This is a genomic window from Nocardiopsis synnemataformans (assembly GCF_965343085.1).
Classification (GTDB): Bacteria; Actinomycetota; Actinomycetes; order Streptosporangiales; family Streptosporangiaceae; genus Nocardiopsis; species Nocardiopsis alborubida.
Genome location: NZ_CBDRFA010000033.1, coordinates 1 through 23,413, shown reverse-complemented (window position 1 = coordinate 23,413; position 23,413 = coordinate 1). Strand labels below are relative to the sequence as shown.

Below are 23,413 nucleotides of genomic sequence, written 5' to 3'. Positions count from 1 at the left end.
CCCCCAACACCGCCCGCTACTACCTACTGCTGCTCACGACGCACCCGGTACAACCCGTCGATCTCCTCCGCGAACGCCCGCAGAACCGCCTCACGACGCAACTCCCCCGACGCGTGCAGCAACCCCGACTGCACCGTGAACTCCTCCGCCAACACATGGAACGACCGCACCGCCAGATGACGCGGCACACTCCGATTAGCCTCGTACACCAACCCCTGCACCTCACGCAGCAGATCACGGTCCCCCGCGATCTCCTCCGCCGCCATCGCCAACGGACGACCGTTCACCAACCGCCAGTACTCCAACTGGTCACGCACCAACGTCACCAACGCACTCGCGAACGGCCGCCCCTCCACGATCACCAACACCTGACTGATCAACGGATGAGCGCGCAACCGCGCCTCGAACTCCGCCACCAGCTCCGCATCCCCCCGCTCCACACGCTGCTCCTGCGGCTCCACCACAGCCGGCTCCCCGCCCCCCAGCGGATCCACCGCCGCGAACGCGGCCGTCACCGCCAACATCTCCCCCGAACCCCCACCCGAGACCGCACCGGGCTCCTGCTCCACCGGAGCCTCCAATGCACGCCCCTCCACAGCACGCGCGTCCGACCCACGCCGCGACACGCCCTCCACAGCCCCGCGCCCCTCAGACCCACGCTGCTCCTGCACCGGCCGACCCTCCAGAGCACGCCCCCGCCCCTCAGACCCCTCCAACACACGGCCCTCCAACGCGCGCACATCATCCGCCCCACGCGCCACGAACCGCCCAGCCAACTCCTCCGTCGCCGCCTGCACACGCAACCGGCCCACCACACTCACGACCCCGTCCGCGTCCACCTCACCCGCGTACCCCGTCGCCAACCACCCCTCACGGAACGCACTCCGCGAGGCCTCACCCTCACCCCAGTACCCCGAGAACACCGCACCGCCGCGCACATGGATCTCACCCTCACGCGAGACCCACACCTCACGACCCTCCAGAGCACGCCCCACCGTCCCCGGAACCCGATCCCCCACAGCACCGGCCACGAACACACCCGCCACCTCAGCCGTACCGAACGCCTGCACCACCGGAATCCCCACACCACCGAAGAAGGAATCCAACCGGTCCGACAACCCACCGCCCCAGCACACCGCCAGATGCACCCGGCCACCGAACAACTCCCGCACCCGCGAGAACTGCCAGTCATACATCGACCGCGACAACCGCCGCCACGCACTCCTGCGCGGCGACCGGTCGAACTGCACCGCCGACTCCACCGCGGCGTTGAACGTGCCCAACGAGTCCCACCCCGTCGAACGCGCACTCCCCCGCTCAACGGCGAAGACACCCTGCAACACCCCGGCCGAACACACCAGCACCGTCGGCTTGAACGCCTCCACCTGCCGCATCAACCCGGTCGCACCGGCCAACCCCACACGCACACGCCCCACCATGCACGCCACCAACGAAGCCAACCCCGAGATCTGCGACAACGGCAGATCCAACAACGTGCTCGCCCGACCCTCAGGCAACTCCGACAACCGCGGCCACATCCGGTCCACCACATCCGCCGCCGCCGACAACAACGCCCCGTGCGACAACACCACACCCCGCGTCGACCGCGACACCGTACTCACCGGATACAGCACCACCGCCATGTCCTCGGCCACCGCCCCATCCCGACGAAACCGCACCGACGACGCATCCATGTACGCACCCAGCGTCACCACATCCGCCAGACCCGTATCCATCCGCCACACCCGACCCAGGTCCGGCAACTCACGCTGCAAACCCGACACCGTGCGCAACAACCGCTCACCCTGAACCACCACAGCAGCCGGACGCGTCTGCCGCACCACATGCACCAAACGCTCCGCCGACACCGACTCCGGCAACGGCACCAACACCGCACGCACCGACCACACGGCGAACGCCAACCGCACCCACTCCTGGTGCGACCCCGACACCACCAGAACCCGGTCGCCCTCACCCACACCAGCCGCCACCAAACCCTTGGCGACCGCCGTCACCTCCGTGGCGAACCCACCGGCCTTCACCCGCTCCCACCGGCCGCGCTCACCGCGCACGGAGAACACCTCGGCATGGGCCTCCTCCGTGGCCACCCCGTACACCAGGTCGCTCAACCCGGAAAGACCCCGAGCCCACATACCAGGAGTGACACTCGGATCGCCCATACCCACTCATCCTCTTGCCGCATCGGAAGACAGGCCGGACCGGCCCACCTCAATCGGGGGATTGCGACCTACTGTGCCCATTTCCCCACCACACGGCAACCCGGAACGCAGACCCACAACGCCCCAGCACACACCACCTGCCCACCCACCCGACCCGGCACCACACGACCGCGACCACCCCGCAGCGCACCACAACCCCAGGGCCCCAGGCACCCCACCCACGGCACCCGGGCCCACACCACCGAAAACGGTCACCGCACCTTCGTGCGCACCGACCACACATACGCCAGCAGCGACAGCACCGCCACCGACACCATCACCACCGCCATACTCACCAACGACGGCTCACCCGTCTCCGTCAGCCCCGCCAGCGACGCCACACCACCGCCCAGCGCGAACTGCAACGCACCCATCAACGCCGAGGCCGTACCCGCCACCGCCGCCGGCTGCCCGTCCAGAGCCGTCACCGTCGCGTTCGGCATGATGAACCCGACACTGAGCATCATCAGCGCCAGCAACGCCACGACCATCCACAACTGGGCCACACCCAGCAGAGCCAGCACCACCAGCACACCCACCGAGGCAAGAGCCAGCACCAGCCCCATCCCCAGCCGCCGCAGCGTCTCCACACGACCCACCAGGAAACCGTTCAGCTGCGTACCCGCCATCATCCCCAGCGCGTTCACCGCGAACAGCCCCGCGTACAACTGCGGCGAGACACCGAACTCCGTCTGCGACACGAACGAGAACGCCGACACGTACGTGAACAGCATCCCGAAACTGAACCCCATCGTCAGCACCGGACCCACGAAACGCGGCTGACGCAGCAGACCACCCACCGTCGCCACCAACTGCCGCGGCCCCTGCCGACGACGGTCCTCCACCGGCAGGCTCTCCGGCAACCACACCAACACCAGAACGAAGCTCAGCGCCGACATCACCGCCAGCACCCAAAAACTCAACTGCCACGGACCCACCAGCAACAACTGCGCACCCGCCAACGGAGCCAACAGCGGAGCCAGCATCATCACCAGCGCCAGACGCGAGAAGAACCGCACCGCGTCATCACCCGCGAACAGGTCACGCACCACCGCACGACCGATCACCGCACCCGCGGCACCGGCCACACCCTGCACGAACCGCAGAACGATGAACAACGTCACGTCCGGCACGAACACGCACAGCACCGACGTCACCGTGAACAGGGCCACGCCCACCAGCAGCGGACCTCGACGCCCCACGGCGTCACTCAGCGGCCCGATCACCAGCTGGCCCACCGCCAGGCCCAGCATCATCGCCGTCAGCGTCAGCTGGATCTGCGCCTCACTCGTCCCCAGATCCCGGGTGATCTGGGGGAAGGCCGGAAGGTACATGTCGGTCGCCAACGGCCCGGTCGCCGTCAGCACACCCAGCACCAGCACCAGCAGCGCCACCGACTTGCGCGAGGGCGTCCAGCGCTCGCCCGTCTCCGGTGCCGGGGCGGAGGCCGAAGCCGGGGAGGAATCCGGGACGGGGGACGTGGACCGCCCCACCGCCCCCTGGTCAGGGGTCGCGGAGGGGGAGTTCGGGGACTGCACAGGCACTCCAGTTCAGGAACGGGAAAAGCGCCGGGAGGAAGAGCCCCGCCGACGATGGACACACCCATCCCAACATCCCGACCCCGGGAATCGCCTCCTCTTTATCCGCCAGAACGCCTGTGATGTCCGTTACGACCCGGACGGTTACCTTACGAGCCGGTCCAGCAACCGTACGACCTCACCCTCCGGATCCTCCGTCAGACCACCGTGGATCGGCCCCGGCTGCACGATCGTGCTCCGCGGAGCCGTCAACCACCGGAACCGCTGACCGGGGCGCTCACGACCGGCCGCACCCGCCCCCGCGCCGCCACGGCACATCACCTCCACCGCCTCCAGCGCACGCCGCACACCGGCCACGTCCGCCTCCGCGTCCACCGCCAGCAACCGCCGCTCATCCAACGCCGAACGAGCCCCCAGGAACCCCCGCTCCTGGCAGTACACGATCACCCCGGCGTTCACACACTCACCGCGCTCCAACCGCGGCACCACCCGCAACAGCGCGTACTCGAACACCGCGCGCTCACGCCGCTCACCCACACGGCCGGTCGTCACCGCGTCGCTGTAACGCCTCGGGGCGCTCATCCCGTCACCTCCGGCAGCCAGGAACGCTCGGCCACCCGGGCCAGCAGGTACCGCACATACGCCTCACGCACATCCCCGGGCCCGTCGAACCCGGGCTCGTCCACCAGCCACTCGTCCGGCACCAGCTCCACCACACGGCGCAGCAGACCCTCGTCCACCAAGGGCGCCAGGTCCGCGTCCGCGGCGGCCAGGTCCGGCGACGCACCCGACAGCACGTGGTCGGAGGCGTCGTAGACGCGGTGGACGAACCGCTCGGCGTTGGTCCAGTTGTGGTGGAAGATCAGCGTCGCACCGTGGTCGATCAGGTAGGGGCGCCCGTGCCACAGCAGCATGTTCGGGTTGCGCCAGGACCGGTCCACGTTGCCGGTCAGGGCGTCGAACCACAGCACCCGTCCGGCGAACCCCCGGTCCACCTCGAAGGTCAGCGGATCGAAGCCCAGCGAACCGGGGAGGAAGTCCATCCCCAGGTTGAGTCCGCCGCTGGCCTTGAGCAGCTCCTGCACCTCGGGGTCGGGCTCACTGCGGCCGATCACCGCGTCGAACTCCGCCGTGACCAGCTCGGGAACGGGCAGACCCAGGGCGCGGCCCAGCTCCCCCGCGACGACCTCGGCCACGAGCGTCTTGCGCCCCTGACCCGCCCCGAGGAACTTGACCACGTACATTCCCAGGTCGTCGGCCTCGACCAACCCCGGGAGCGAACCTCCTTCGCGCAGCGGCAGCACGTACCGCGTCGCGACCACCTTTCTCAGCACGCGGACCAGCATAGGCAGCGCACGGAGCGCACGCGCACCGCCGCCGCGACGGGCCCGCCGCTGAGCCGGACGCAGAGGGCAGCGGCCCTCCGCCCCTCGGCCGCACCGCAGCCACCTCTCGCCGTCGCCGCTAAACGGCGCTGAACACGTTCTAGGCAACGTCCCCGTCCGCCGAGACACGCCGAAGCGCTCCCGAGAGGGAGATGGGTAGGACTGTGCGGCGTAGCCGCACGATCTATTTCTTGTTTCTTGGGTTGAGAGAAAGAAACCACCACCTGTACAACGTAGATTTATAACGGGTACAAGGGGAGGGGTCCAGTGCCGGAACCGGACCCCTCCCGCGCTTCCCTCGGCCGCGCGCTCCCCCGCTAGAGGTTGTCCTCGGGGTTGTCGCCCCACTCGCCCTCGCCCTCCCCCGGCGTGGGCACGACCGGCGTCGGCTCCGCTCCCCCGTCCTCACCGTCCCCCTCGCCCGGGACCGTCACCGGCCCCGACGGGTTCTCCGGGCTCTCCTGCGCCTCGGGGGGCTGCGCCGGGCTGGGCATCTCCGGCGGCGGGAACTGGAGCATCCACCAGTACAGCAGCGACACCAGCAGCAGGATGAGCACCAGCACCAGGCCCAGCCCGCCGATCAGCCACCAGTTGCTCTCCCCCGCCGCCACGGCGCTGTCCCTGCGCCCCGCCCAGGGCGCCCACCGCACCGAGACGGGGCCGCGCGAGCCCGCCCAGTGCGGCATCACCACCGGGCCGCGCGCGGCCGTCCGGCCCGAGCGCGCCGCCACCTTGAGGAAGTCCTCCGCCGCGGCACCCGACCCGTCATGGGCGAGGGCCACCCACAGAGCCGAGCGCCCGTGCGTACGGGCCGCGACCACGTCGGGGCTGCGGCGCACCGCCTGGGCGAACCGCTCGCGCGCGCCGCCGTCACCCGCGGCCCCGGAGTCGAGCACGGCGACGTTCACCTGGTTCCCGGAGCCGTCCCTGCCCAGGTAGACCACGCCGAGGGAGGAGTCGCGCACCCGCCCCAACAGGCGGTAGCCGCCCAGTTGACGCGGATCACCCTCGTTCAGCCCCATCGTGGGAACCGCCATGTCATCCCCCTTGCCCTCCACACCGGCCGTCCGCTTCGCCGCGTTGTGTACCGGACTGGTGCCCGCGAAACGGGTAGTGTCACCACAGGTGAGTGATCCACAACCTATCCGGTGCCCCCGCGTCGGGGCTCCCTGCTAGGAAGGCGGCACATGGCAGAGAGCGGAAACGGCTCAGCGCCCTCCGCGGGCCCGGACAGCGCTCCGGGTGAACCGACCCGGCTGCTGCGCGCCGCGCTGCACGAGGTGTCCAGGGTGATCGTGGGCCAGGAGCGCATGGTGGAGCGCTCCCTCATCGCCCTGGTCGCGGGAGGGCACTGCCTGATCGAGGGCGTGCCCGGCATCGCCAAGACCCTGGCGGTGTCCACGCTGGCCAAGGTCACGGGGGGCTCGTTCGCCCGCGTGCAGTTCACCCCGGATCTGGTGCCCTCCGACATCGTCGGCACGCGCATCTACCATCCCTCCACCGAGCAGTTCGACGTGGAGCTGGGGCCGGTCTTCGCCAACTTCGTGCTCGCCGACGAGATCAACCGGGCTCCGGCCAAGGTGCAGTCGGCCCTGCTGGAGGTCATGGCCGAGCGGCAGGTGTCCCTCGGGGGGACCACCCACCCCCTCCCCTCCCCGTTCATCGTCATCGCCACACAGAACCCGGTCGAGTCCGAGGGCGTGTACCCGCTGCCCGAGGCCCAGCGCGACCGGTTCCTGATGAAGGTCAACGTCCGCCACCCGCGCGCGCACGAGGAGATGGAGATCCTGCGCCGGATGTCGACCACCCCGCCCACCGCGCACCAGGTGCTCGACCCCGTCACCCTGAGCGAGTTGCAGTCCGACGCCCAGCGCGTCCACGTCCACCAGCTCATCGCCGACTACGTGGTGCGGCTGGTCATGGCCACGCGCGAGCCGGAGAACCACCAGATGCCGGACCTGCGCCAGGTGCTGGAGATGGGGGCCAGCCCCCGTGCCACCCTGGGCCTAGTCTCGGCCGCGCGGGCCCTGGCCCTGCTGCGCGGGCGCGACTACGTGCTCCCCGACGACGTGCGGGTGCTCGCCCACGACGTCATCGCCCACCGCCTGGTGCTGACCTTCGACGCCCTGGCCGACGGGATCACCGCCGAGCAGGTGGTGGACCGCATCCTGTCGACCGTGCTGGCGCCGCGGGTGATCTGGGACGAGCCGCCCAGCGGGGAGACCGCCTCCTTCGCCTCCGCGAGGTGAGCCGGTGAACGCACCCGCCATAGGTACCGACCCCAGGCTGCGCGCCGCGCTGCGCCGCCTGGACCTGCGCATCGTGCACCGCCTGGAGGGGCTGCTGCACGGTGAGCACCTCGGTCTGCGCCTGGGTCCCGGTTCGGAGGCGGCCGAGGCGCGCCTCTACCAGCCGGGCGAGGACGACGTGCGGCTCATGGACTGGTCGGTGACCGCGCGCACCGACACCCCGCACGTGCGCGACCTGGTGGCCGACCGCGAGTTGGAGAGCTGGACCCTGCTGGACCTGTCGCCGAGCATGGACTTCGGCACGGGCCTACGCTCCAAGCGCGAGGTGGCGGTCGGGGCGATGGTCGCGGCCAACCTCCTCACCCAGCGGGTGGGGGACCGCTTCGGCGCCCACTTCCTGCACCAGGGCACGATCCGGCGCTGGCCCGCGCGTTCGGGCAAGGAGGCGCTGCTGGCGCTGCTGGCCACGGTGGCCGCGGCGCCGACCGGTGACGAACGCGAGCCCTCGCCGCACCGGGCCACCCTGGCCGACGCGATCGGCGACCTGGTGCGGGTGCGCCGCCGGCGCGGCCTGCGCGTGGTGGTCTCCGACTTCCTGGACACCCCCGCCTTCGGCGGCGAGGTCACCTGGGAGCGCCCCCTGCGCCAGCTGGCCTCGCGCCACCAGGTGCTGGTGGTGGAGGTGGTCGATCCACGCGAGCTGGACGTGCCCGAGGTGGGCGACGTGACGCTGCGCGACCCCCGCACGGGCATGGTGCGCGACGTGCGGCTGACGCGGGCGGTGCGCGAGCGCTACCGTCAGGCGGCCGAGGGGCAGCGCCGTGCGGTGCGCGACGCGCTGCGTCGGTGCGGGGTGCACCACCTGGTGCTACGGACGGACCGGGACTGGGTACTGGACACGGCACGGTTCGTCCGTCACCAGAGGCGGACCGCGCACCACCTGGCCCGCCACACTCCGGGGACGCCCCGGTGAGCGCGGCGGACCCCACCGAGGAACCGAACGAGGGCGCGGGCGCGGACCCGCGGGACAGAGCCGAGGCACGGGGGACTGAGTCATGACCTTCCTGGAGCCCCAGCGGTTGTGGTGGCTGATCCTCGTCGTCGTACTGGTCGCCGCGTACGTGTTCGCGCAGACCCGGCGGCGCGAGTACACGATGCGCTTCACCAACCTGGCGCTGCTGGACCAGGTGGCGCCGCACCGACCGGACGTGCGCAGGCACGTGCCGGCGGTGCTGTTCACGATGGCGATCGGGGTGCTGATCGCCTCGATGGCGCTGCCCGCGATGCCGGTGCAGCAGCCGCGCGAGCGGGCGACGATCATGGTGGCGGTGGACGTGTCGCTGTCGATGGCGGCCAACGACATCGACCCCAACCGGCTGGAGGCGGCCAAGAAGTCGGCTCAGGGGTTCGTGGAGACGCTGCCGGACCGGTTCAACGTGGGTCTGGTGGCCTTCTCCTCGACGGCGACGGTGGTCTCCTCGCCCACCCACGACCACCAGGCGGTGATCGGGTCGATCCAGAACCTCCAGCTGGGTCCGGGCACGGCGATCGGCGAGGGGGTGTTCGCCTCGCTGGAGTCGATCAGCAGTTTCGACGAGGACGCCGACGTGGACCCGCCGCCGTCGGCGATCGTGCTGCTCTCGGACGGGGAGAACACGAGCGGCCGCGACATCTCGCAGGCCGTGGCGGTGGCGGCCGAGCAGGAGGTGCCGGTGTCCACGATCGCGTTCGGCACGGGCGCGGCGATGATCGAGATCGACGGCTACCAGGTGCCCGCCGACATCGACAAGGAGGCGCTGCGCGGTCTGGCCTCGGACACCGGGGGGCACTTCTACGAGGCGGAGAGCGAGACGGAGCTGGACGACGTCTACGAGGACATCGGTTCGTCGCTGGGCACCGAGCTGGTGCACGAGGAAATCGTCACACGTTTCGTGCTGGTGGCGATCGTGCTGGCGATGGCCACCGCGGTGACGTCACTCCTGTGGTTCCAGCGTCTTCCGTGAGTGGTGAGGGGGTTCGCGGGCCCCTCCACACAGACCTCGGGTGACGTGGGACACATCCCTTTAGGTGGGGTTTACACCGTTCCTGTTATGTCCACGGGTTAGCGTTGGCATGTTTTGTCCTGCCCACCACTTGAGGAACGATGCCGAACACACCCGCAGTGCCGACGGCGATCTGCTTTGACCTGGACGACACCCTGATCGACGATCTCGCCGCGTCGTCCACGGGACTCCGCGCGGTCATGGATCGGCTCGGCCACCCGGACTTCGGGGCCGCCCGCAGTCTGTGGGACGTGCAGACCGAGATCTCCTTCGGCTCCTACATGCGCGGACGCCTGAACCTGGAGCAGCAGCGCCGCGAGCGCATCCGCGCCCTGGCCGTCCAGGCCGGTCACCCCGACATCGCCGACCAGCACTGCGACGAGCTGTACCGGCTCTACCTGGAGGCCCACCGCTCCGCCTGGCAGGTCTTCCCCGACGCGGTCCCGGCGCTGAACGCGCTGGCCTCGGCCGGATACCGCCTGGCCGTGGTCACCAACGGCATCGAGTCCCTCCAGCACGCCAAGCTCCAGTCCATGGAGCTGGCCCCCTACTTCCACGCCGTGGTGTGCACCGACACGGTCGGAACGGGCAAGCCGGACCCGCGCATCTTCCACACCGCCGCTCAGCGCCTGGGCGTGGATCCCACCGCGTGCTGGCACGTGGGGGACCAGATCCAGGCCGACGGTGTGGGCGCCGCCGCCGCGAGCATGCGCCCGATCATGATCGACCGCCGGGGCCACCAGCGCTTCGAGTCGGTGACCACCATCACCAACCTGGACGAGTTGCTGCGTCTGGTGGGCCTGCCCAGCGCGGCCCCCGCAGCCGGATCGCTGTGACCGCCGCCTCCCGGGGCGTTCCGGGGCGGCGCGTCACCGCGCACCTGGTCACCGCCGGTGCGCCCGCGGTGCTCGGGGCGCGCGTGCTGTTCGGCCAGGACCCCGCAGAGGTGGTCCGCGGCCTGGGCGGCCTGGCACCGGGCGCTCCCCTGCGCGCGCTGGACGTGCTCACCGAGCTGGCGTCCGCGCCCGACGGCGGCCCGCTGCACATCGACCGGGTGGTGTTCGCCGAGGCCGGGGCGGAGGCGTCCTGGCCCTCCGCCGGAGGCGCCGGTCTGCGGCCCTTCCCCGCCGAGCTGGCCGAGGAGGAGGCCGCGCCCGGGAACGGGCTGACGCCGCTGCGCCGGTTCGCCTCCTACGGGATCGTCACCGACCCCGGCGGGAACGTGCTGCTGAGCCTGATCGCCGAGGGATTCCCCGGCGCCGGGACCTGGCACCTGCCGGGCGGCGGCGTGGACGCGGGCGAGGACGTGCGGGCCGCGCTGCGCCGCGAGGTGGTCGAGGAGACCGGCCAGGACGGCCTGGTCGGGGAGCTGGTCACCGTGTCCAGCCACCGCCGTGAGCGCTCCGGCGGCCACGACATCTACGCGGTGTGGGCGTTCTTCCGCGTCCTGGTGTCCGACCCGGGCCCGGCCCGGGTGCTGGAGGAGAACGGCTCGACCGCCGACGCGCGCTGGTTCGCCCCCGGTGAGGTCGCCGGGCTGCGGCTGTCCACCACGGCCCGGCGCGGTCTGGCCTACCTGGGCCCTTCCGGCACGGTCTGAGCATCCGGCCAGGCAGTGCGGTGCGTGCGGCGTCGGCGTCAGGTCCGGGGAGCGCCCTGTGGGAGGTCCCTGACGAACACGATCCCGTCGCTGTCGGCCAGGCGGGCCGGGTCGAGCGGGGCGTAGCCGAACCAGGGGGACACGCGGGGGGCGGGGCGCGTGCCGCCGAGGACGGTGGCCAGCCGGGGCGCGTCGACCACGCAGCACTCCTCCCCGAGCGCGTACAGGACGCCCTCGACGGTGTCCGGGGGCGGGGCGTCCACGCCCCGGTGCCGGATCGTGCCCAGGGCCGTGGCCAGGAAGGCGTACCCCTCCCCCAGGCGGGCGCCCACGATCGCCCCGGCGCCCCACCAGTCCAGCGGCGGTCCGCCCATGCGCATCGTGCTCATGCCGCGCTGGAGGTGGGCGTTGTGGGCGTGGAGCAGCACCGGCCCCCGCTCGGCGAGGGAGAAGAGGTTGTCGGCCATCATCTGGTCGCGCAGGCCCAGCAGCCGCGTCATGCGGCTCGGTGAGGTGTCGACCGTCATCCCCACCTCCTCCAGCCGCGTCATGTGACGCGAGGAGGTGTCGGCCATCCAGAAGTGGTAACGCAGCAGGCCGGTGGCGGTGCGCGCGTACAGGCGCGCCCGGTCCCAGTCCTCGCGCGAGGTCGCCGAGAGCAGGTGCGGCGTCTGCGCGTCGAGCAGCGCCGCGAGGTCGTCGGCGAGCATCCGCAGCTCCCGGACCTCGTCCGACCGTCCCACCGACTCGGCCGGGTCCAGCATCGCGTCGGGGTTGGTCCACCGCTCGTCCGCGCCGATCAGGCGGTCCAGCGTCCGCGCGTCGCACGGGAGCAGGTCCTCCTCCACCCAGTGCGCGAGGTAGTCGTGGAGCGCGCTCAGGGCCCGCCGGGGGCTCTCGGCGCCGGTGATCTCCAGCGGGCCGTCGAAACCGGCGAAGCGCACCCGCTCGGAGGCGGGCCGGCCCTCGTTGTGGGCGCGCATCCAGCGCACGAGTTCGCGGTTGGCCGCCGACGCGCCGAACCCGTGGCTGAACCCGTGCTCCATGGCCTCGTCGAGGGTGCCCGTGCCCGAGGTGACGTACTCGTCCACGACCAGGCCCGCCAGGCAGTCACTCTCGACGGCGATCGTCCGGTAACCCTCCCGCTCCACGAGATGGCGGAAGAGCTCGTTGCGCAGGTCGAGCAGAGCGTCCTCGCCGTGGGTGGGCTCGCCCAGGGCGAGCAGTCGCGGCCGGGCCGGGAGCATCCCCATGACGGCGGCGGCCTCGAAGGTGTGTGCGGTGTTCTTGGTGCCAGTAACCATGTCCTCAACGGTATCGTTGAAGTAACGGTTGAGACTTTTTCATTACAGCGGCGGGGATATGGCCAAGAACCTTCAAAGCGGTGATCAGCTCAGGCCGATCGACCTGGCACGCGGGCACGGTCTGTCCACGCAGGCGGTCAGGAACTACGAGGAGGACGGCATCCTTCCGGCGGCCGAGCGCACGCGCCACGGCTACCGCACCTACACTCCGCTGCACGCGCAGGCCCTGCGCGCGTTCATGGCCCTGGTGCCCGGACACGGCCACCAGGCGGCGGCCTCGATCATGCGGGCGGTGAACGGGGACGGGGCCGAGGAGGCGTTCCGCCTCATCGACGAGGGCCACGCCCAACTCCTGGACGACCGGCGGACCCTGCGGGCCGTGGAGGGCGCCCTGCGAAGGCTGGAGTCGGGCACGCCGCCCGAACCCGGGGGGCGGGCCGGGGCAACCCCGCCCTCCCGAACCGGCGGCGAGGCCGGGGCGGCGGCGGAGCCCGGCGGCACGTTCATCGGGCCGCTGGCGGGCAGGCTCGGCATCCGGCCCGCGACGCTGCGCGCCTGGGAGCGCGCCGGGTTGGTGCACCCGCGCCGCGACCCGAGGACCGGGTACCGCGTCTACGACGAGGCAGACGTGCGCGACGCCCTGCTGACACACCAGCTCAGGCGGGGCGGTTACCTGCTGGAGCAGATCGCCCCGCTGATCACCCAGGTGCGCTCGGCCGGTGGGCTGGAGCCGTTGGAGGGCGCGCTGCGCGACTGGCGGGCCCGGCTGTCCGTACGCGGGCGGGCGATGCTGTCCGGGGCCGCCGAACTGGAGGCGTACCTGCGCGAACGCGGATGAGGCCCCGGCCGCCAACCGGTGTCGGGTCCGGACTGGCCGGACACGTGGCCGGCGTGACACCAGGGTTTCGACCTGCGGCGAACAGGGGCCCGCTTCCGGCGCGCGGCGGCCTCCTGACCGACGCGGGCTAGAAGCGCAGGTCGAAGCGCTCGCGCAGCCACCACAGCCCGGCTCCCGCCGCCAGGACCGCCATGCCGGTGATGACCGTGGGCAGCGGCAGGCTGCACGCCAGCACGACGCAGCCGCCCAGCCCGGTCAGCGGCACCAGCAGCGGCGGGCGGGGCTCGTCGGGGCCCAGCCGCAGCGCCGAGGCGTTGGTGATGGCGTAGTACACCAGCACGCCGAAGGCGGAGAAGGCGATCGCGCCGCGCAGGTCGGTGACCAGGACCAGGGCGATGACGACGGCGCCGACCAGCAGCTCGGCGCGGTGGGGCACCCCGTGGCGCTCGTGGACCGAGGCCAGGGAGCGGGGCAGGTGCCCGTCGGCGGCCATCGCGGCGGTGGTGCGCGAGACCCCGAGGATGAGGGAGAGCAGGGCGCCCAGGCTGGCCACGGCCGCGCCCACGACCACCACGGGGGCCAGCCAGTCGAACCCGGCCACCCGGACGGCGTCGACCATCGGGGTGTCGGTGGTGGACAGGCGCTCGCGGCCCAGCACGATCAGCAGCCCGGTGCCGATGACCAGGTAGAGCACCAGTACGCCGCCCAGGGAGATGTGGACGGCGCGGGGGATGGTGGTCTGGGGGTCGCGGACCTCGCCGCCCAGGGTGGCCACCCTGGCGTATCCGGCGAAGGCGAAGAAGATCATCCCGGAGGCGCCGAGCACGCCGAAGGAGCCTGGCCAGGGCCCCAGGCCCTCCACCTGGGCGACGGCGGCCAGGCGCCCGCTGAGGAGCATGGCCACGCACACGGCGGCCAGGACCGCCAGGACCGCGGCCAGCAGGATCTTGACCACCAGCGTGGAGCGCTGGATCCCGCGGTAGTTGAGCGCGGTGAGCGCGACCACGGTGGCCACCGCCAGGGCCTTCTCCCAGCCGGGGAGGAGGTAGGCGCCGAAGGTCAGCGCCATGGCCGCGCAGGAGGCGGTCTTGCCGACCACGAAGGACCAGCCCGCCAGGTAGCCCCACAGCTCGCCCAGGCGCTCGCGGCCGTAGACGTAGGCGCCGCCGGACTCGGGGTGGCGGGCGGCGAGCCTGGCCGAGGAGACGGCGTTGCAGTAGGCGACGATCCCCGCGATGAGGATGGCCACGGGCAGCCAGGCGCCCGCGCCGAGCGCGGCCGGGGCGAAGACGGTGAACACCCCGGCGCCGAGCATCGCGCCCGCGCCGATGGCGACGGCGTCGACGGTGCCCAGGACGCGGGCGGGTCTGGCCTGGGGGCCGGAGGAGGAGGTGGTCAACGGGGTCTCCCTTGCGTGAGTACTCCCGGCTCGCGCCGGGCGGCAACGCTCCCTTCCCCGGACGCCTCCGGTAAAAGCACAGCGGTACCTCGGGACGTGACGGCGGACCTCGTGTGCCCGGCTGGCGCACCCTCCTCCGTCGCGGCCTGACCGGACACGACGGAGGTCCCGGCCCTTCGGGGGCCGAAACGTCGCCACGCCGCCGGGGCGGCGGTCGTGTCCGACTTCCGAGTGTGCCCGATCCCGGTGACCACCGGGAGCAGTCCCGCCATGACGAAGGTGGCCGGTACCGGTCCGTACGGTGTCCACGCGGTGGCGCGGGCCGCCCCGGCGCAGCGCGGCGGGCCCGGACCGGCTGTCCGGTCCGGGCCCGCGGCCACTCCTGGTCCCCCGCGGTCGGCCGCGGGGCCGCCACCGGCTCAGGTGGGGCGCCAGGGCGTTCCGGTGTTGTCGGTGATGTCCTCGGCCGCGACCTGGCGGAGCTGGCGCGAGAGGTCGGACAGGGCGCGCGAGACCGCGAGCTCCTCGCCGATCTCGGGAATGTCCAGGTCCGTGGGGTGCTTGCGGGCCATCCCGTGTCCCCGCAGCGCCGTCCCGTCGTCGGCGACCAGGCCGACCTCGGCCCAGGTGCGTGCGCTGTCGCCCTCGTTCTCCTCGGCGACGACGACGTCGACGTTCCAGCGCTTCGTCGTCTGCATGGCATCGGCCCCCTCTGCGTTCGCGCCCGTGCCGCCGGGCGGGTGTTCGATGTGCGCGTCCGGTCCCGGGTAGACCAGGTCGTCGTGGCCCTGTTCGGCGTGGGCCCAGTGCACCCGGTACGGGGGCGCCCCGCCGGGCCCCCCGACCCCGGTGACGACGCCCGTCCTGCGGTGGGCTTCGGCGCACGGGCTCTCGACCACCAACCGGTCCCCTACGTGTGCTCGCATGGATTCCCCCGCAAACGTCGGATACCTCCATCTTCGGCACTGCGGCGCCGGGGGGCGCCGGGGTTGGCCCTTTGTTGGCGTGGGGCTGGGAGGTTTTTGCCGTGTGCCGTGGTCGGGGCCGCCCCTGGTAGCGTCACGGCGTGGCTCAGCACTACTTCGACTCCGATCCGGGCGCCGCCAGCCGCCCCTCCACCGCCGACCTGGTCCTGCCGGACCTGCACCTGCGGCTGCGCACCGACCGGGGCGTGTTCTCCCCCGACAAGGTCGACCTCGGCACGCGGGTGCTGCTGGAGTCGGTCCCGGCTCCTCCCGAGGGCGGGCGCCTGCTCGACCTGGGGTGCGGCTACGGTCCCATCGCCCTGACGATGGCCTCGCGGGCGCCGGGGGCGCGGGTGCTGGGCGTGGACGTCAACGCGCGGGCCGTGGGGCTGGCGCGGCGCAACGCCGCCGAGCACGGGCTGGGCAACGCGCGGTTCGCGGTGGTGGGACCCGGGGGCGGGCTGTCGGTGGAGCAGGGCCCGGCCGGAGAGGGCGCGCAGGCGCAGGAGGGCGCGGTCTCCGTCGAGGACCTGCTGGGACCCTTCGACGCGGTGTGGTCCAACCCGCCCATCCGGGTCGGCAAGGGCGTGCTGCACGCCATGCTGCGCACGTGGCTGGGGCGGCTCACCCCCGAGGGCGTCGCCCATCTCGTGGTCCAGCGCCACCTGGGTTCGGACTCGTTGCAGAAGTGGCTGGACGAGCAGGGACTGCCCGCCGAGCGGGTGTCCTCCCGGGCGGGTTTCCGGGTGCTCGCGGTGCGGCGTTCCGTGGCTTGAGGCGGCTTTTGCCGCGATGTGTCACGGGTCATGCGTGCGCCCACGCACGGTGACCTGTACTCTGTGGCGAACAGATGGCCTCCGGGACCAGCCCGGGAACACCCGCCGAGGAAAACACCGCAGTTGAGCACGCAGTTGCGTCCCACGGACGTCAAACGCCTGAACCGCCAGTGGCGCAGGCGCACCGAGGGGCGACTCGCCCTTCTCGTCGAATCGGTCACCCAGCCCTACAATCTGGGCTCGATCCTGCGCACGGCTGCGACCTTCGGTGTCGACCGGCTCTGGTTGACCGGCAACAGCGCCGACCCGGACGATCCCAAGGTCGGCAAGACCGCCCTGGGCACCGCCGCCAAGGTCGAGCACACCCGGATGGCCTCCACCGCCGATGCCCTGGCCGCCGCGCGCGCGGACGGGTACCGGGTGGTCGCGGTCGAGCTGGCCTCCGGCGCGCTCCCGCTGCACGCGGCTCCCCTGGAGCCCGACGTGTGCCTGGCCGTGGGAGCCGAGGACCACGGCTGCTCCCCCGCCCTGCTGGCGGGCGCGGACGCCGTCACCTACGTTCCCCAGATCGGACGGGTGGGATCGCTCAACGTGGCCGTGGCCACCGCGATCGCGCTCGCCGAGGCCCGCCGCCGGGAGTGGGCCGGGCTCGGCGGGGAGGCCGACGCCCCCGCCGGGAGCTGACCGCCCGGAAACACCGGCCGCCGGGGAACAATCGCCCCAGGCCGATCGTCCTTACCCCAGTAGTTCCATATCACCACAACGCGCAAAAGGCGCAGAGAGAGGAACAGTGGACCCGTCCCGAAGTACCGGCAGCGTCCTGAACGGATGCTGTGACACAGACGACGAGCCCCCTTCTACGAAGGGTGCGCACCCTCGTAGGAGTCCGAGCCCGAAGCGGAACCAGGCGGTGTGTGCCCGATGATGAGCACCATCCTCAGTATCGCCTTCGGGGTCCTGGTGGTCTTCCTGATCACCGTGGCGACGGGTTACTTCGTCGCCCAGGAGTTCGGCTACATGGCCGTGGACCGCTCGCGACTGCGGGCGAAGGCCGCAGCCGGGGACGCCGGGGCCGAGAGGGCCCTGAGCATCACCAACCGGACGTCCTTCATGCTCTCCGGTGCCCAGCTGGGCATCACCGTGACCGCCCTGCTGGTGGGTTACGTGGCCGAGCCCATGATCGGCGAGGGCGTCGGTGAGCTGCTCGGCCTCGCCGGGGTCCCCACGGGAGTGGGCGTGGCCATCGGCATCGCCCTGGCCCTGTTGTTCTCCACCGTCGTGCAGATGGTCTTCGGAGAGCTCTTCCCCAAGAACCTGGCCATCGCCCGGCCCGAGCCGGTCGCGCGCTGGCTGGCGCTGTCCACGGGGATCTACCTGAAGATCTTCGGCCCGGTCATCTGGCTGTTCGACCAGGCGGCGATCCTGCTGCTCAAGGCCGTGCGGATCGAACCGGTCGAGGACGTCCAGCACGCGGCGACCCCGCGCGACCTGGAGAGCATCATCGCCGAGTCCAAGGCCAGCGGCGACCTGCCGCCGGAGCTGTCCACCCTGCTGGACCGCACCCTGGACTTCCACGAGCGCACCGCGGGGCACGCCATGATCCCCCGCCCCGAGGTGACCACGGTGGAGGAGGGCGACCCGGTCAGCCGGGTCGTGGAGCTGATGGCCTCCGACCACTCGCGCTTCCCGGTGCTGGGTGACGGCGTGGACGACATCGTCGGTGTCATCTGCCTGCGCGACGTGCTCGCGATGGGCGACCGCGACCTGACCCAGACCAAGGTCAGCGAGGTGGCCCGGCAGACCGTGATGCTCCCCGCGTCGCTGCCGCTGCCCTCCGCGCTGGGCCAGCTGCGCGAGGCGGGCGAGGAGTTCGCCTGCGTGGTGGACGAGTACGGCGGCCTGGCCGGGGTCATCACGACCGAGGACCTGGCCGAGGAGCTGGTCGGCGAGATCGCCGACGAGCACAGCCCCGCGGAGGAGTCTCCCTCCTACCTGGAGGGCGAGGGCTCCTACCTGGTCCCGGGCGCGCTGCACATCGACGAGGTCGAGCGGCTGCTCGGCCACGACCTGCCCGAGGGGGACTACGAGACCCTGGGCGGTCTGGTCGTGCACGAGCTGCACCGGCTCCCCAAGGCCGGTGACACGGTCTCCATCGCCCTGCCCCGTCCGCCCAGCGCGCACGACGAGGATCCCGACATGGGGCTGACCATGGTCGTCAGCGCGGTGCAGAGGCACGTTCCGCACACCGTGGAGCTGCGGCTGTACGAGACCCAGGGCAACGAGTCGCAGGAGGCGTCGGCATGAGTGACATGAACGTGTGGGTGGCGCTCACGCTGACCGCCGTGATCATCGCGCTGAGCGCCTTCTTCGTGGCGATCGAGTTCGCCCTGGTGGCGGCGCGCCGCTACCGGCTGGAGGAGGCCGCCGAGTCCAGCTTCTCGGCCCGGGCCGCGGTCAAGAGCGCCCGCGACCTGTCGCTGCTGCTGGCCGGATCCCAGCTGGGGATCACCCTGTGCGCACTGGCGTTGGGCGCGATCTCCAAGCCCGCCGTCCACCACCTGCTGGAGCCGCTGTTCGGCGGCCTGCCGGCGGCGGTCGGCTACGTGGTCTCCTTCGTGCTGTCGCTGATCGTGGTGACCTTCCTGCACCTGGTGGTGGGTGAGATGGCGCCCAAGTCCTGGGCGATCTCGCACCCGGAGAAGTCGGCGATCATGCTGGCCGTGCCGATGCGGGCGTTCATGTGGTTCACCCGTCCGCTGCTGCTGATGCTCAACGGCATGGCCAACTGGTGCCTGCACCGGCTGGGCGTGGAGGCGGTGGACGAGATGTCGTCCGGGCACGGCCCCGACGACGTGCGCGAACTGGTGGAGCACTCGGCCAAGGCCGGTGCGCTCGACCCCGAGCGCCGCGCCCAGCTGGCTACCGCGCTGGAGGTCAACTCCCGTCCGCTGAACGAGATCGTCACGCCGCGCGAGGAGATCGCGTCGGTGTCCCCGGACTCGACGGTGGACGACATCAAGCAGGTGTCGCGGGAGACCACGCACCTGCGCCTGGTGGTGATGGACGGGGGCGAGCCCGTGGGCGTGCTGCACGTGCGCGAGGCGCTGACGAGCCCGGAGGGGACCACCGCGGCCGACCTGATGCGGCCGGTGCTCACCCTGGCCTCGGAGACGCCGATGTACGCGGCGATGGGCATCATGCGGGAGAGCCGCAGCCACCTGTCCCTGGTGGAGTCGGACGGCGAGGTGATCGGGCTGGTCACCCTCCAGGACATCCTGGACCGCCTGCTGCTGCTGGACACGGCCGCCTGACCGGGGCCGTGAGGCCGTGAGGGGCCGGGAGGGGCACGTCCCCTCCCGGCCCCTCGTGCGTCGCGGGGTCCCGGTGGTCCTCGCGGAGGGTCCAACGCTCGGCCTCCGCCGCTCCGTGACACCGGAGAATCCGAGGAACACGACGTGAGAGCGGCGAGCACGACGGTGACGGCAGCGGCGACGACGGCGGTGGATGACGTTCTACGCATCATGGTCACCAGTCAGCTTCTCGGCCCTGAAGGGGGCCGAGCTTGCAGCTCTTCCACGCACCTGGCAGGTGTGCTTCAGGCCGCGTCGTCGGCAGCGTGACTCACTGCCCAGCCCGCCACACCCCTGGAGGAGATGTTGTGGGCTGCGTTCACATCGGCGTGCTCAGCGAAGCCGCACGACGTGCGTCGGAAAGTGGCCTGGTTCGGCCGGTTCCTCTTGTCGACGTGGTCACACGCGCTACACCCCTGGGAGGTGTAGGCCGGGTCCACGTACACCACCGGCACCCCGGCCCGTTTCGCCTTGTAGGCGATGTAATCGCCCAGTTGGGCGAAGGACCAGGAGTGCAGTGTGACCCGCTGGGGCTTGCGTAGCCGTGCCCTCTTGAGGATGCCGCCCAGGTCTTCCAGGGCGACACCCCGTGAGGGGCGTTGAGCCTCGGTCACGATCCTGCTTGGAAATGCGGTGGTTAACGTCCTTGGCATGGTTGCGCGAGTTCGACGGCGAGGACGACCACGTCCATCTGCTCGTGCACTACCCGCCCAAACTCCCTGTCTCGACGTTGGTCAACCGGCTCAAGGGCACCTCGGCGCACTACCTGCGCAAGCAGTTTCCCGACCACGTGCGACGGTTCCTGTGGGGCGACCACTTCTGGTCGCCGTCCTACTTCGCCGCCTCGTGCGGGGGCGCACCGCTGTCGGTGATCGCGGAGTACATCGACCAGCAAAAACGCCCGGGCTGACCGTCCGGCCGTGTGAGGGAAGCGATTCCTCCCGGCCGCGTGAGGACCGGGGAGGAGAAGGGCACGAAGCCGCGGACCCGGGTCTCAGGGCACGGAAAGCCGTTTCGTCCGAGGTGGCCACTGAGCCCGCACGTGCCATGTTCACTTGCAGGTACAAGAACCATTCGGAGTCGGGGGGTGGGCCCTCGGTCCCCAGCCTGAGGGGGTCCCGTCGCGCGGCCCGAACGCGAACGCCGGGGTCCGTGGACACGCGAAGGGGGGAGGACGCGGTGCGCGCCCTCCCCCCCGGAAAGGTGTCGCCTAGTACTACAGCGGTACTTCGTTTCGGCGCTTGTAGTGGCAGCGGCGGGCGATGTACTGGTGACGCCTTCGCCACCGCGACCATCGGTCATGGTGGGCGTCCAGATGACGAGAACGGTTCCAGGACCGGGCCGCCATACGCCGGATCTCCGCGCACGTCAGCGCGATCATCCCGGCCTCTGCGACGCCCGCCATGATGCACACGCCACCACCGCTCGACGTTCGTCGTGCGGCCGCGGCCGCAACCGCAAGGAACGCCGCGGCCAGCATCGACAGCACCACGTGCCGATACCACGCCCGATAACGCCGCACCTGGTAGTGGTCCAGCCCAGCCTCGTTCTTGGCCCGCTGGAAACATTCCTCGATCGGCCACCTCATCCCGATCGCCCGCACCACGCGCACCATCGAAACCTGATCCGGAGCGAAGACCAGGAAGAACGCGACCTCGCCGTCGCTGATACGCCGCCGCGCAACCAGCTGGTGCGCCCCGCCCTCGAGCTCAACGGTGGCCCAGTCATAGAACCGCTCACCTTTGGACCCGGCCCCGCACGACAACCTGCGCCAGGTCGCTTTCTCCAGGCCCTGGGCCGCTTCATCAGCGGTGCGGGGGCCGGTGCCCTGGGCCGGGCGGACCCTCCACGTGCGCGGAACGGCCAGCGCGTAGCGCAGACCGTGCTCCTCCAACCAGACGCGCAGGTGCGCAGACTCGCCGTAGACGGTGTCGCCCAGCACCCAGGCGAAGGCCACTCCCGCCTCGAAGGCACGCTCGATCATCTGCCGCGCCAGCTCGCCTTTGGTGGCGAAGTCGCGCTGGGCGGGCACCCCGGCCGCCGCGCAGCGGGCCTGATCAGCCATCCAGGTCTTGTCGGGCATGTACAGCTCGGCGTCGATGAGTGCGTGTCCTCGGGGGGAGGCGTAGGCCACGAACACGCCGATCTGGCAGTTCTCCACCCGCCCGGCGGTGCCGGAGTACTGGCGTTGCACTCCGGCTGAGGCCCGGCCTTTCTTGAGGAAACCGGTCTCGTCGGCGATGAGCGCCCCTTCGGGGTGGCCCAGGTGGTGCGTGACGTAGTCGCGTAGGTGGTCGGCTGCGGTGTGTTCGTCCCACACAGCGCGGTTGAGCAGGCACTGGACGGCGTCAGGGGTGGAGTTCCCGGCGAATTCGGCCACGCTCCAACCGTTCTTGCGTTCCAGGTCCGATAGGAGAGCGGTGATGTAGGCGTTGGCGGTCAGGCGGGGCTCTCGGCGGCTGAACAGGGGCGCGATCCGTGAGGTGAGCTCGTTCAGGCCCGCAGGTGTGGGGTGGGGGGTTACAGTGGCCGGTGCGGCCGCCACGTCGTTGTTCTCGCTTTGGTTCACACCTGCGAAGGATGCACGTGGCGGCCGTTTGTCATGCGTGGTTTCACCTGATCGTGACCAGCAGAACGAAGTACCGCTGTAGTACTAGGCGGTCCTGGCCGTCAGGGTCACCTCGATGTTGCCGCGGGTGGCGCGGGAGTAGGGGCACATCTGGTGCGCGCCCTCGACCAGCTCCTCGGCCTTGGCCTGCTCCACGCCCGGGATGGTGACGGTGAGCGCCACGGCCAGGGTCATGCCGTCGTCGGCCTTGCCCAGGCTGACCTGGGCGTCGATGGTGGAGCCGTCGACGTCGACCTTCTCCTTGCGGGCGACGGCCTTGAGGGCGCCGTGGAAGCAGGCGCCGTAGCCGACGGCGAAGAGCTGCTCGGGGTTGGTGCCGGGGCCGTCGTCGCCGCCCATGCCCTTGGGCACGGACAGGTCGACCTCCAGGCGGCCGTCGTCGGTGCGGCCGTTGCCCTTGCGGCCCTCACCGGTGACGGTGGCGTTGGCGGTGTACATCACGTCGTAGGCCATGGTTGCCTCTTTCGTTCGTGTTCCGTGATCGGTGTGGTGGTCCGGCGAAGGTCCGCGGCCCCGTTCAGCACGGGCTGCGCCTGCGGGAGGCGGTCTCCACCGAGCGCGTGAGCAGACCGAGCGCCTCCTGCAACTCCTGGGCCCGCTCCCGGGGCAGTCCGGCCGAGCACAGGACCCGTTCGGGGACCTCCTCGGCGCGTGCGCGCAGCTCGTCGCCCTTCGGGGTGGCCGAGACCTCGACGACGCGCTCGTCTGTGGCGCTGCGTTCGCGGGTCAGGAGTCCGGCGCACTCCAGGCGGCGCAGCAGCGGCGAGAGCGTGCCCGAGTCCAGGTGCAGGGCCCGGCTGAGCTCCTTGACGGTGAGCGTGCCGCGCTCCCAGAGCACGAGCATGACCAGGTACTGGGGATAGGTCAGTTCCAGGTCGCCCAGCAGTTCCCGGTAGAGCCCGGTCATGGCCCGGGAGGCCGCGTAGAGGGAGAAGCACAGCTGGTTGTCCAGGGCGAGGGGATTCTCCCCTTGCTCTTCGGCCACGGTGTTCCCTCCTGCCGCGTGCGGGACCGTTCGGTCGGCACCACCGTAACAGAATTCAGTTGCACACAACATGATCGCGTGCAACTTTTTCGATGTGTCGCGCGGGGGCCGGGTGCCACAGCCCGTCCCGCCGG

20 protein-coding genes and 4 pseudogenes are annotated in these 23,413 nt (G+C 71.2%); 11 read left to right on the top strand and 13 right to left on the bottom strand.

The window, feature by feature from the left end:
• Positions 1 to 23 precede the first annotated feature (23 nt).
• The 5 genes from ACSIH6_RS19535 to ACSIH6_RS19515 form a co-directional block, all read right to left on the bottom strand.
• Positions 24 to 2,153 carry an AMP-binding protein gene (locus ACSIH6_RS19535; protein WP_435109821.1) on the bottom strand — a complete coding sequence of 710 codons (2,130 nt, stop codon included), beginning with the start codon at positions 2,151 to 2,153 and terminating at the stop codon, positions 24 to 26.
• Positions 2,154 to 2,431: 278 nt separating this feature from the next.
• Entirely contained in the window at positions 2,432 to 3,757 is a 1,326-nt protein-coding gene (locus ACSIH6_RS19530) for a multidrug effflux MFS transporter (protein WP_435109733.1), read from the bottom strand.
• Positions 3,758 to 3,901: 144 nt separating this feature from the next.
• Positions 3,902 to 4,339 carry a DUF3037 domain-containing protein gene (locus ACSIH6_RS19525; protein WP_013152991.1) on the bottom strand — a complete coding sequence of 146 codons (438 nt, stop codon included), beginning with the start codon at positions 4,337 to 4,339 and terminating at the stop codon, positions 3,902 to 3,904.
• A complete protein-coding gene (locus tag ACSIH6_RS19520) occupies positions 4,336 to 5,103 on the bottom strand; it encodes a HipA family kinase (RefSeq protein WP_435109732.1) in 768 nt (255 codons plus the stop codon). Before ACSIH6_RS19520 ends, ACSIH6_RS19525 begins: the two co-directional genes overlap by 4 nt.
• A 356-nt stretch (positions 5,104 to 5,459) precedes the next feature.
• Positions 5,460 to 6,179, bottom strand: a complete 720-nt coding sequence (locus ACSIH6_RS19515) for a protein kinase family protein (RefSeq protein ID WP_435109731.1) — start codon at positions 6,177 to 6,179, stop codon at positions 5,460 to 5,462.
• Positions 6,180 to 6,329: 150 nt separating this feature from the next.
• On the opposite strand from ACSIH6_RS19515, the gene ACSIH6_RS19510 reads away from it, so the two are divergent.
• The 5 genes from ACSIH6_RS19510 to ACSIH6_RS19490 all read left to right on the top strand — a co-directional run bounded on the left by ACSIH6_RS19510 (position 6,330) and on the right by ACSIH6_RS19490 (position 11,033).
• Positions 6,330 to 7,391, top strand: coding sequence for an AAA family ATPase (locus tag ACSIH6_RS19510; RefSeq protein ID WP_013152988.1), 1,062 nt, complete (start codon positions 6,330 to 6,332; stop codon positions 7,389 to 7,391).
• Between the two features lie 4 nt (positions 7,392 to 7,395).
• On the top strand, positions 7,396 to 8,364 hold the full coding sequence (locus tag ACSIH6_RS19505; protein WP_435109730.1) for a DUF58 domain-containing protein: 969 nt from the start codon (positions 7,396 to 7,398) through the stop codon (positions 8,362 to 8,364).
• 82 nt (positions 8,365 to 8,446) lie between these two features.
• A complete protein-coding gene (locus ACSIH6_RS19500; protein ID WP_435109729.1) occupies positions 8,447 to 9,394 on the top strand; it encodes a VWA domain-containing protein in 948 nt (315 codons plus the stop codon).
• A gap of 140 nt (positions 9,395 to 9,534) precedes the next feature.
• On the top strand, positions 9,535 to 10,269 hold the full coding sequence (locus tag ACSIH6_RS19495; RefSeq protein ID WP_435109728.1) for an HAD family hydrolase: 735 nt from the start codon (positions 9,535 to 9,537) through the stop codon (positions 10,267 to 10,269).
• Positions 10,266 to 11,033 (top strand): NUDIX hydrolase, encoded by a 768-nt coding sequence (locus ACSIH6_RS19490; RefSeq protein ID WP_435109727.1) that lies wholly within the window; start codon positions 10,266 to 10,268, stop codon positions 11,031 to 11,033. Before ACSIH6_RS19495 ends, ACSIH6_RS19490 begins: the two co-directional genes overlap by 4 nt.
• Positions 11,034 to 11,071: 38 nt before the next feature.
• On the opposite strand, the gene ACSIH6_RS19485 is transcribed toward ACSIH6_RS19490, so the two are convergent.
• Positions 11,072 to 12,337: an erythromycin esterase family protein gene (locus ACSIH6_RS19485; RefSeq protein WP_435109726.1), complete on the bottom strand. Its 1,266-nt coding sequence runs from the start codon at positions 12,335 to 12,337 to the stop codon at positions 11,072 to 11,074.
• 58 nt (positions 12,338 to 12,395) lie between these two features.
• Between ACSIH6_RS19485 and ACSIH6_RS19480 the strand changes: the two genes are divergently transcribed.
• Positions 12,396 to 13,175, top strand: coding sequence for a TioE family transcriptional regulator (locus tag ACSIH6_RS19480; protein WP_435109725.1), 780 nt, complete (start codon positions 12,396 to 12,398; stop codon positions 13,173 to 13,175).
• Between the two features lie 127 nt (positions 13,176 to 13,302).
• Here the strand turns inward: ACSIH6_RS19480 and ACSIH6_RS19475 are convergent, their stop codons facing one another.
• The 3 genes and pseudogenes from ACSIH6_RS19475 to ACSIH6_RS19465 all read right to left on the bottom strand — a co-directional run.
• Complete coding sequence (locus ACSIH6_RS19475) at positions 13,303 to 14,574, bottom strand: APC family permease (protein ID WP_435109724.1); 1,272 nt, start codon at positions 14,572 to 14,574, stop codon at positions 13,303 to 13,305.
• 419 nt (positions 14,575 to 14,993) lie between these two features.
• Positions 14,994 to 15,272: a DUF1876 domain-containing protein gene (locus ACSIH6_RS19470; RefSeq protein ID WP_435109820.1), complete on the bottom strand. Its 279-nt coding sequence runs from the start codon at positions 15,270 to 15,272 to the stop codon at positions 14,994 to 14,996.
• Between the two features lie 60 nt (positions 15,273 to 15,332).
• Positions 15,333 to 15,500 (bottom strand): annotated as a pseudogene (locus ACSIH6_RS19465) (DUF1918 domain-containing protein); the annotation flags it as partial.
• Between the two features lie 140 nt (positions 15,501 to 15,640).
• Between ACSIH6_RS19465 and ACSIH6_RS19460 the strand changes: the two are divergent.
• The 4 genes from ACSIH6_RS19460 to ACSIH6_RS19445 all read left to right on the top strand — a co-directional run bounded on the left by ACSIH6_RS19460 (position 15,641) and on the right by ACSIH6_RS19445 (position 19,626).
• A complete protein-coding gene (locus ACSIH6_RS19460; protein WP_435109723.1) occupies positions 15,641 to 16,315 on the top strand; it encodes a class I SAM-dependent methyltransferase in 675 nt (224 codons plus the stop codon).
• A gap of 123 nt (positions 16,316 to 16,438) precedes the next feature.
• Complete coding sequence (locus ACSIH6_RS19455; protein WP_150251657.1) at positions 16,439 to 16,999, top strand: TrmH family RNA methyltransferase; 561 nt, start codon at positions 16,439 to 16,441, stop codon at positions 16,997 to 16,999.
• A gap of 237 nt (positions 17,000 to 17,236) precedes the next feature.
• Positions 17,237 to 18,619: a hemolysin family protein gene (locus tag ACSIH6_RS19450; protein WP_435109722.1), complete on the top strand. Its 1,383-nt coding sequence runs from the start codon at positions 17,237 to 17,239 to the stop codon at positions 18,617 to 18,619.
• Positions 18,616 to 19,626, top strand: coding sequence for a hemolysin family protein (locus ACSIH6_RS19445; RefSeq protein WP_435109721.1), 1,011 nt, complete (start codon positions 18,616 to 18,618; stop codon positions 19,624 to 19,626). The genes ACSIH6_RS19450 and ACSIH6_RS19445 overlap by 4 nt, the downstream gene beginning before the upstream one ends.
• A gap of 284 nt (positions 19,627 to 19,910) precedes the next feature.
• Here the strand turns inward: ACSIH6_RS19445 and ACSIH6_RS19440 are convergent.
• Positions 19,911 to 20,316, bottom strand: a pseudogene (locus ACSIH6_RS19440) (RNA-guided endonuclease InsQ/TnpB family protein); the annotation flags it as partial.
• Here ACSIH6_RS19440 and tnpA point away from each other — a divergent pair.
• Positions 20,315 to 20,575, top strand: a pseudogene (gene tnpA, locus ACSIH6_RS19435) (IS200/IS605 family transposase); the annotation flags it as partial. The pseudogenes ACSIH6_RS19440 and tnpA overlap by 2 nt on opposite strands.
• Positions 20,576 to 21,097: 522 nt before the next feature.
• On the opposite strand, the pseudogene ACSIH6_RS19430 reads toward tnpA, so the two are convergent.
• From ACSIH6_RS19430 to ACSIH6_RS19420, 3 genes and pseudogenes are all read right to left on the bottom strand, one after another.
• Positions 21,098 to 22,210, bottom strand: a pseudogene (locus ACSIH6_RS19430) (IS701 family transposase); the annotation flags it as partial.
• Between the two features lie 108 nt (positions 22,211 to 22,318).
• Entirely contained in the window at positions 22,319 to 22,747 is a 429-nt protein-coding gene (locus ACSIH6_RS19425; RefSeq protein WP_435109720.1) for an organic hydroperoxide resistance protein, read from the bottom strand.
• Positions 22,748 to 22,811: 64 nt separating this feature from the next.
• Positions 22,812 to 23,279 carry a MarR family winged helix-turn-helix transcriptional regulator gene (locus tag ACSIH6_RS19420; protein WP_150251661.1) on the bottom strand — a complete coding sequence of 156 codons (468 nt, stop codon included), beginning with the start codon at positions 23,277 to 23,279 and terminating at the stop codon, positions 22,812 to 22,814.
• Positions 23,280 to 23,413: the final 134 nt, after the last annotated feature.

Bases quoted from the DNA above. Each gene is read 5' to 3' on its own strand.
- ACSIH6_RS19535 (WP_435109821.1), bottom strand. From the start codon at position 2,153: ATGTGGGCTCGGGGTCTTTCCGGGTTGAGCGACCTGGTGTACGGGGTG.
- ACSIH6_RS19525 (WP_013152991.1), bottom strand. From the start codon at position 4,339: ATGAGCGCCCCGAGGCGTTACAGCGACGCGGTGACGACCGGCCGTGTG.
- ACSIH6_RS19520 (WP_435109732.1), bottom strand. From the start codon at position 5,103: ATGCTGGTCCGCGTGCTGAGAAAGGTGGTCGCGACGCGGTACGTGCTG.
- ACSIH6_RS19515 (WP_435109731.1), bottom strand. From the start codon at position 6,179: ATGGCGGTTCCCACGATGGGGCTGAACGAGGGTGATCCGCGTCAACTG.
- ACSIH6_RS19510 (WP_013152988.1), top strand. From the start codon at position 6,330: ATGGCAGAGAGCGGAAACGGCTCAGCGCCCTCCGCGGGCCCGGACAGC.
- ACSIH6_RS19500 (WP_435109729.1), top strand. From the start codon at position 8,447: ATGACCTTCCTGGAGCCCCAGCGGTTGTGGTGGCTGATCCTCGTCGTC.
- ACSIH6_RS19495 (WP_435109728.1), top strand. From the start codon at position 9,535: ATGCCGAACACACCCGCAGTGCCGACGGCGATCTGCTTTGACCTGGAC.
- ACSIH6_RS19485 (WP_435109726.1), bottom strand. From the start codon at position 12,337: ATGGTTACTGGCACCAAGAACACCGCACACACCTTCGAGGCCGCCGCC.
- ACSIH6_RS19480 (WP_435109725.1), top strand. From the start codon at position 12,396: ATGGCCAAGAACCTTCAAAGCGGTGATCAGCTCAGGCCGATCGACCTG.
- ACSIH6_RS19470 (WP_435109820.1), bottom strand. From the start codon at position 15,272: ATGCAGACGACGAAGCGCTGGAACGTCGACGTCGTCGTCGCCGAGGAG.
- ACSIH6_RS19450 (WP_435109722.1), top strand. From the start codon at position 17,237: ATGATGAGCACCATCCTCAGTATCGCCTTCGGGGTCCTGGTGGTCTTC.
- ACSIH6_RS19445 (WP_435109721.1), top strand. From the start codon at position 18,616: ATGAGTGACATGAACGTGTGGGTGGCGCTCACGCTGACCGCCGTGATC.
- ACSIH6_RS19425 (WP_435109720.1), bottom strand. From the start codon at position 22,747: ATGGCCTACGACGTGATGTACACCGCCAACGCCACCGTCACCGGTGAG.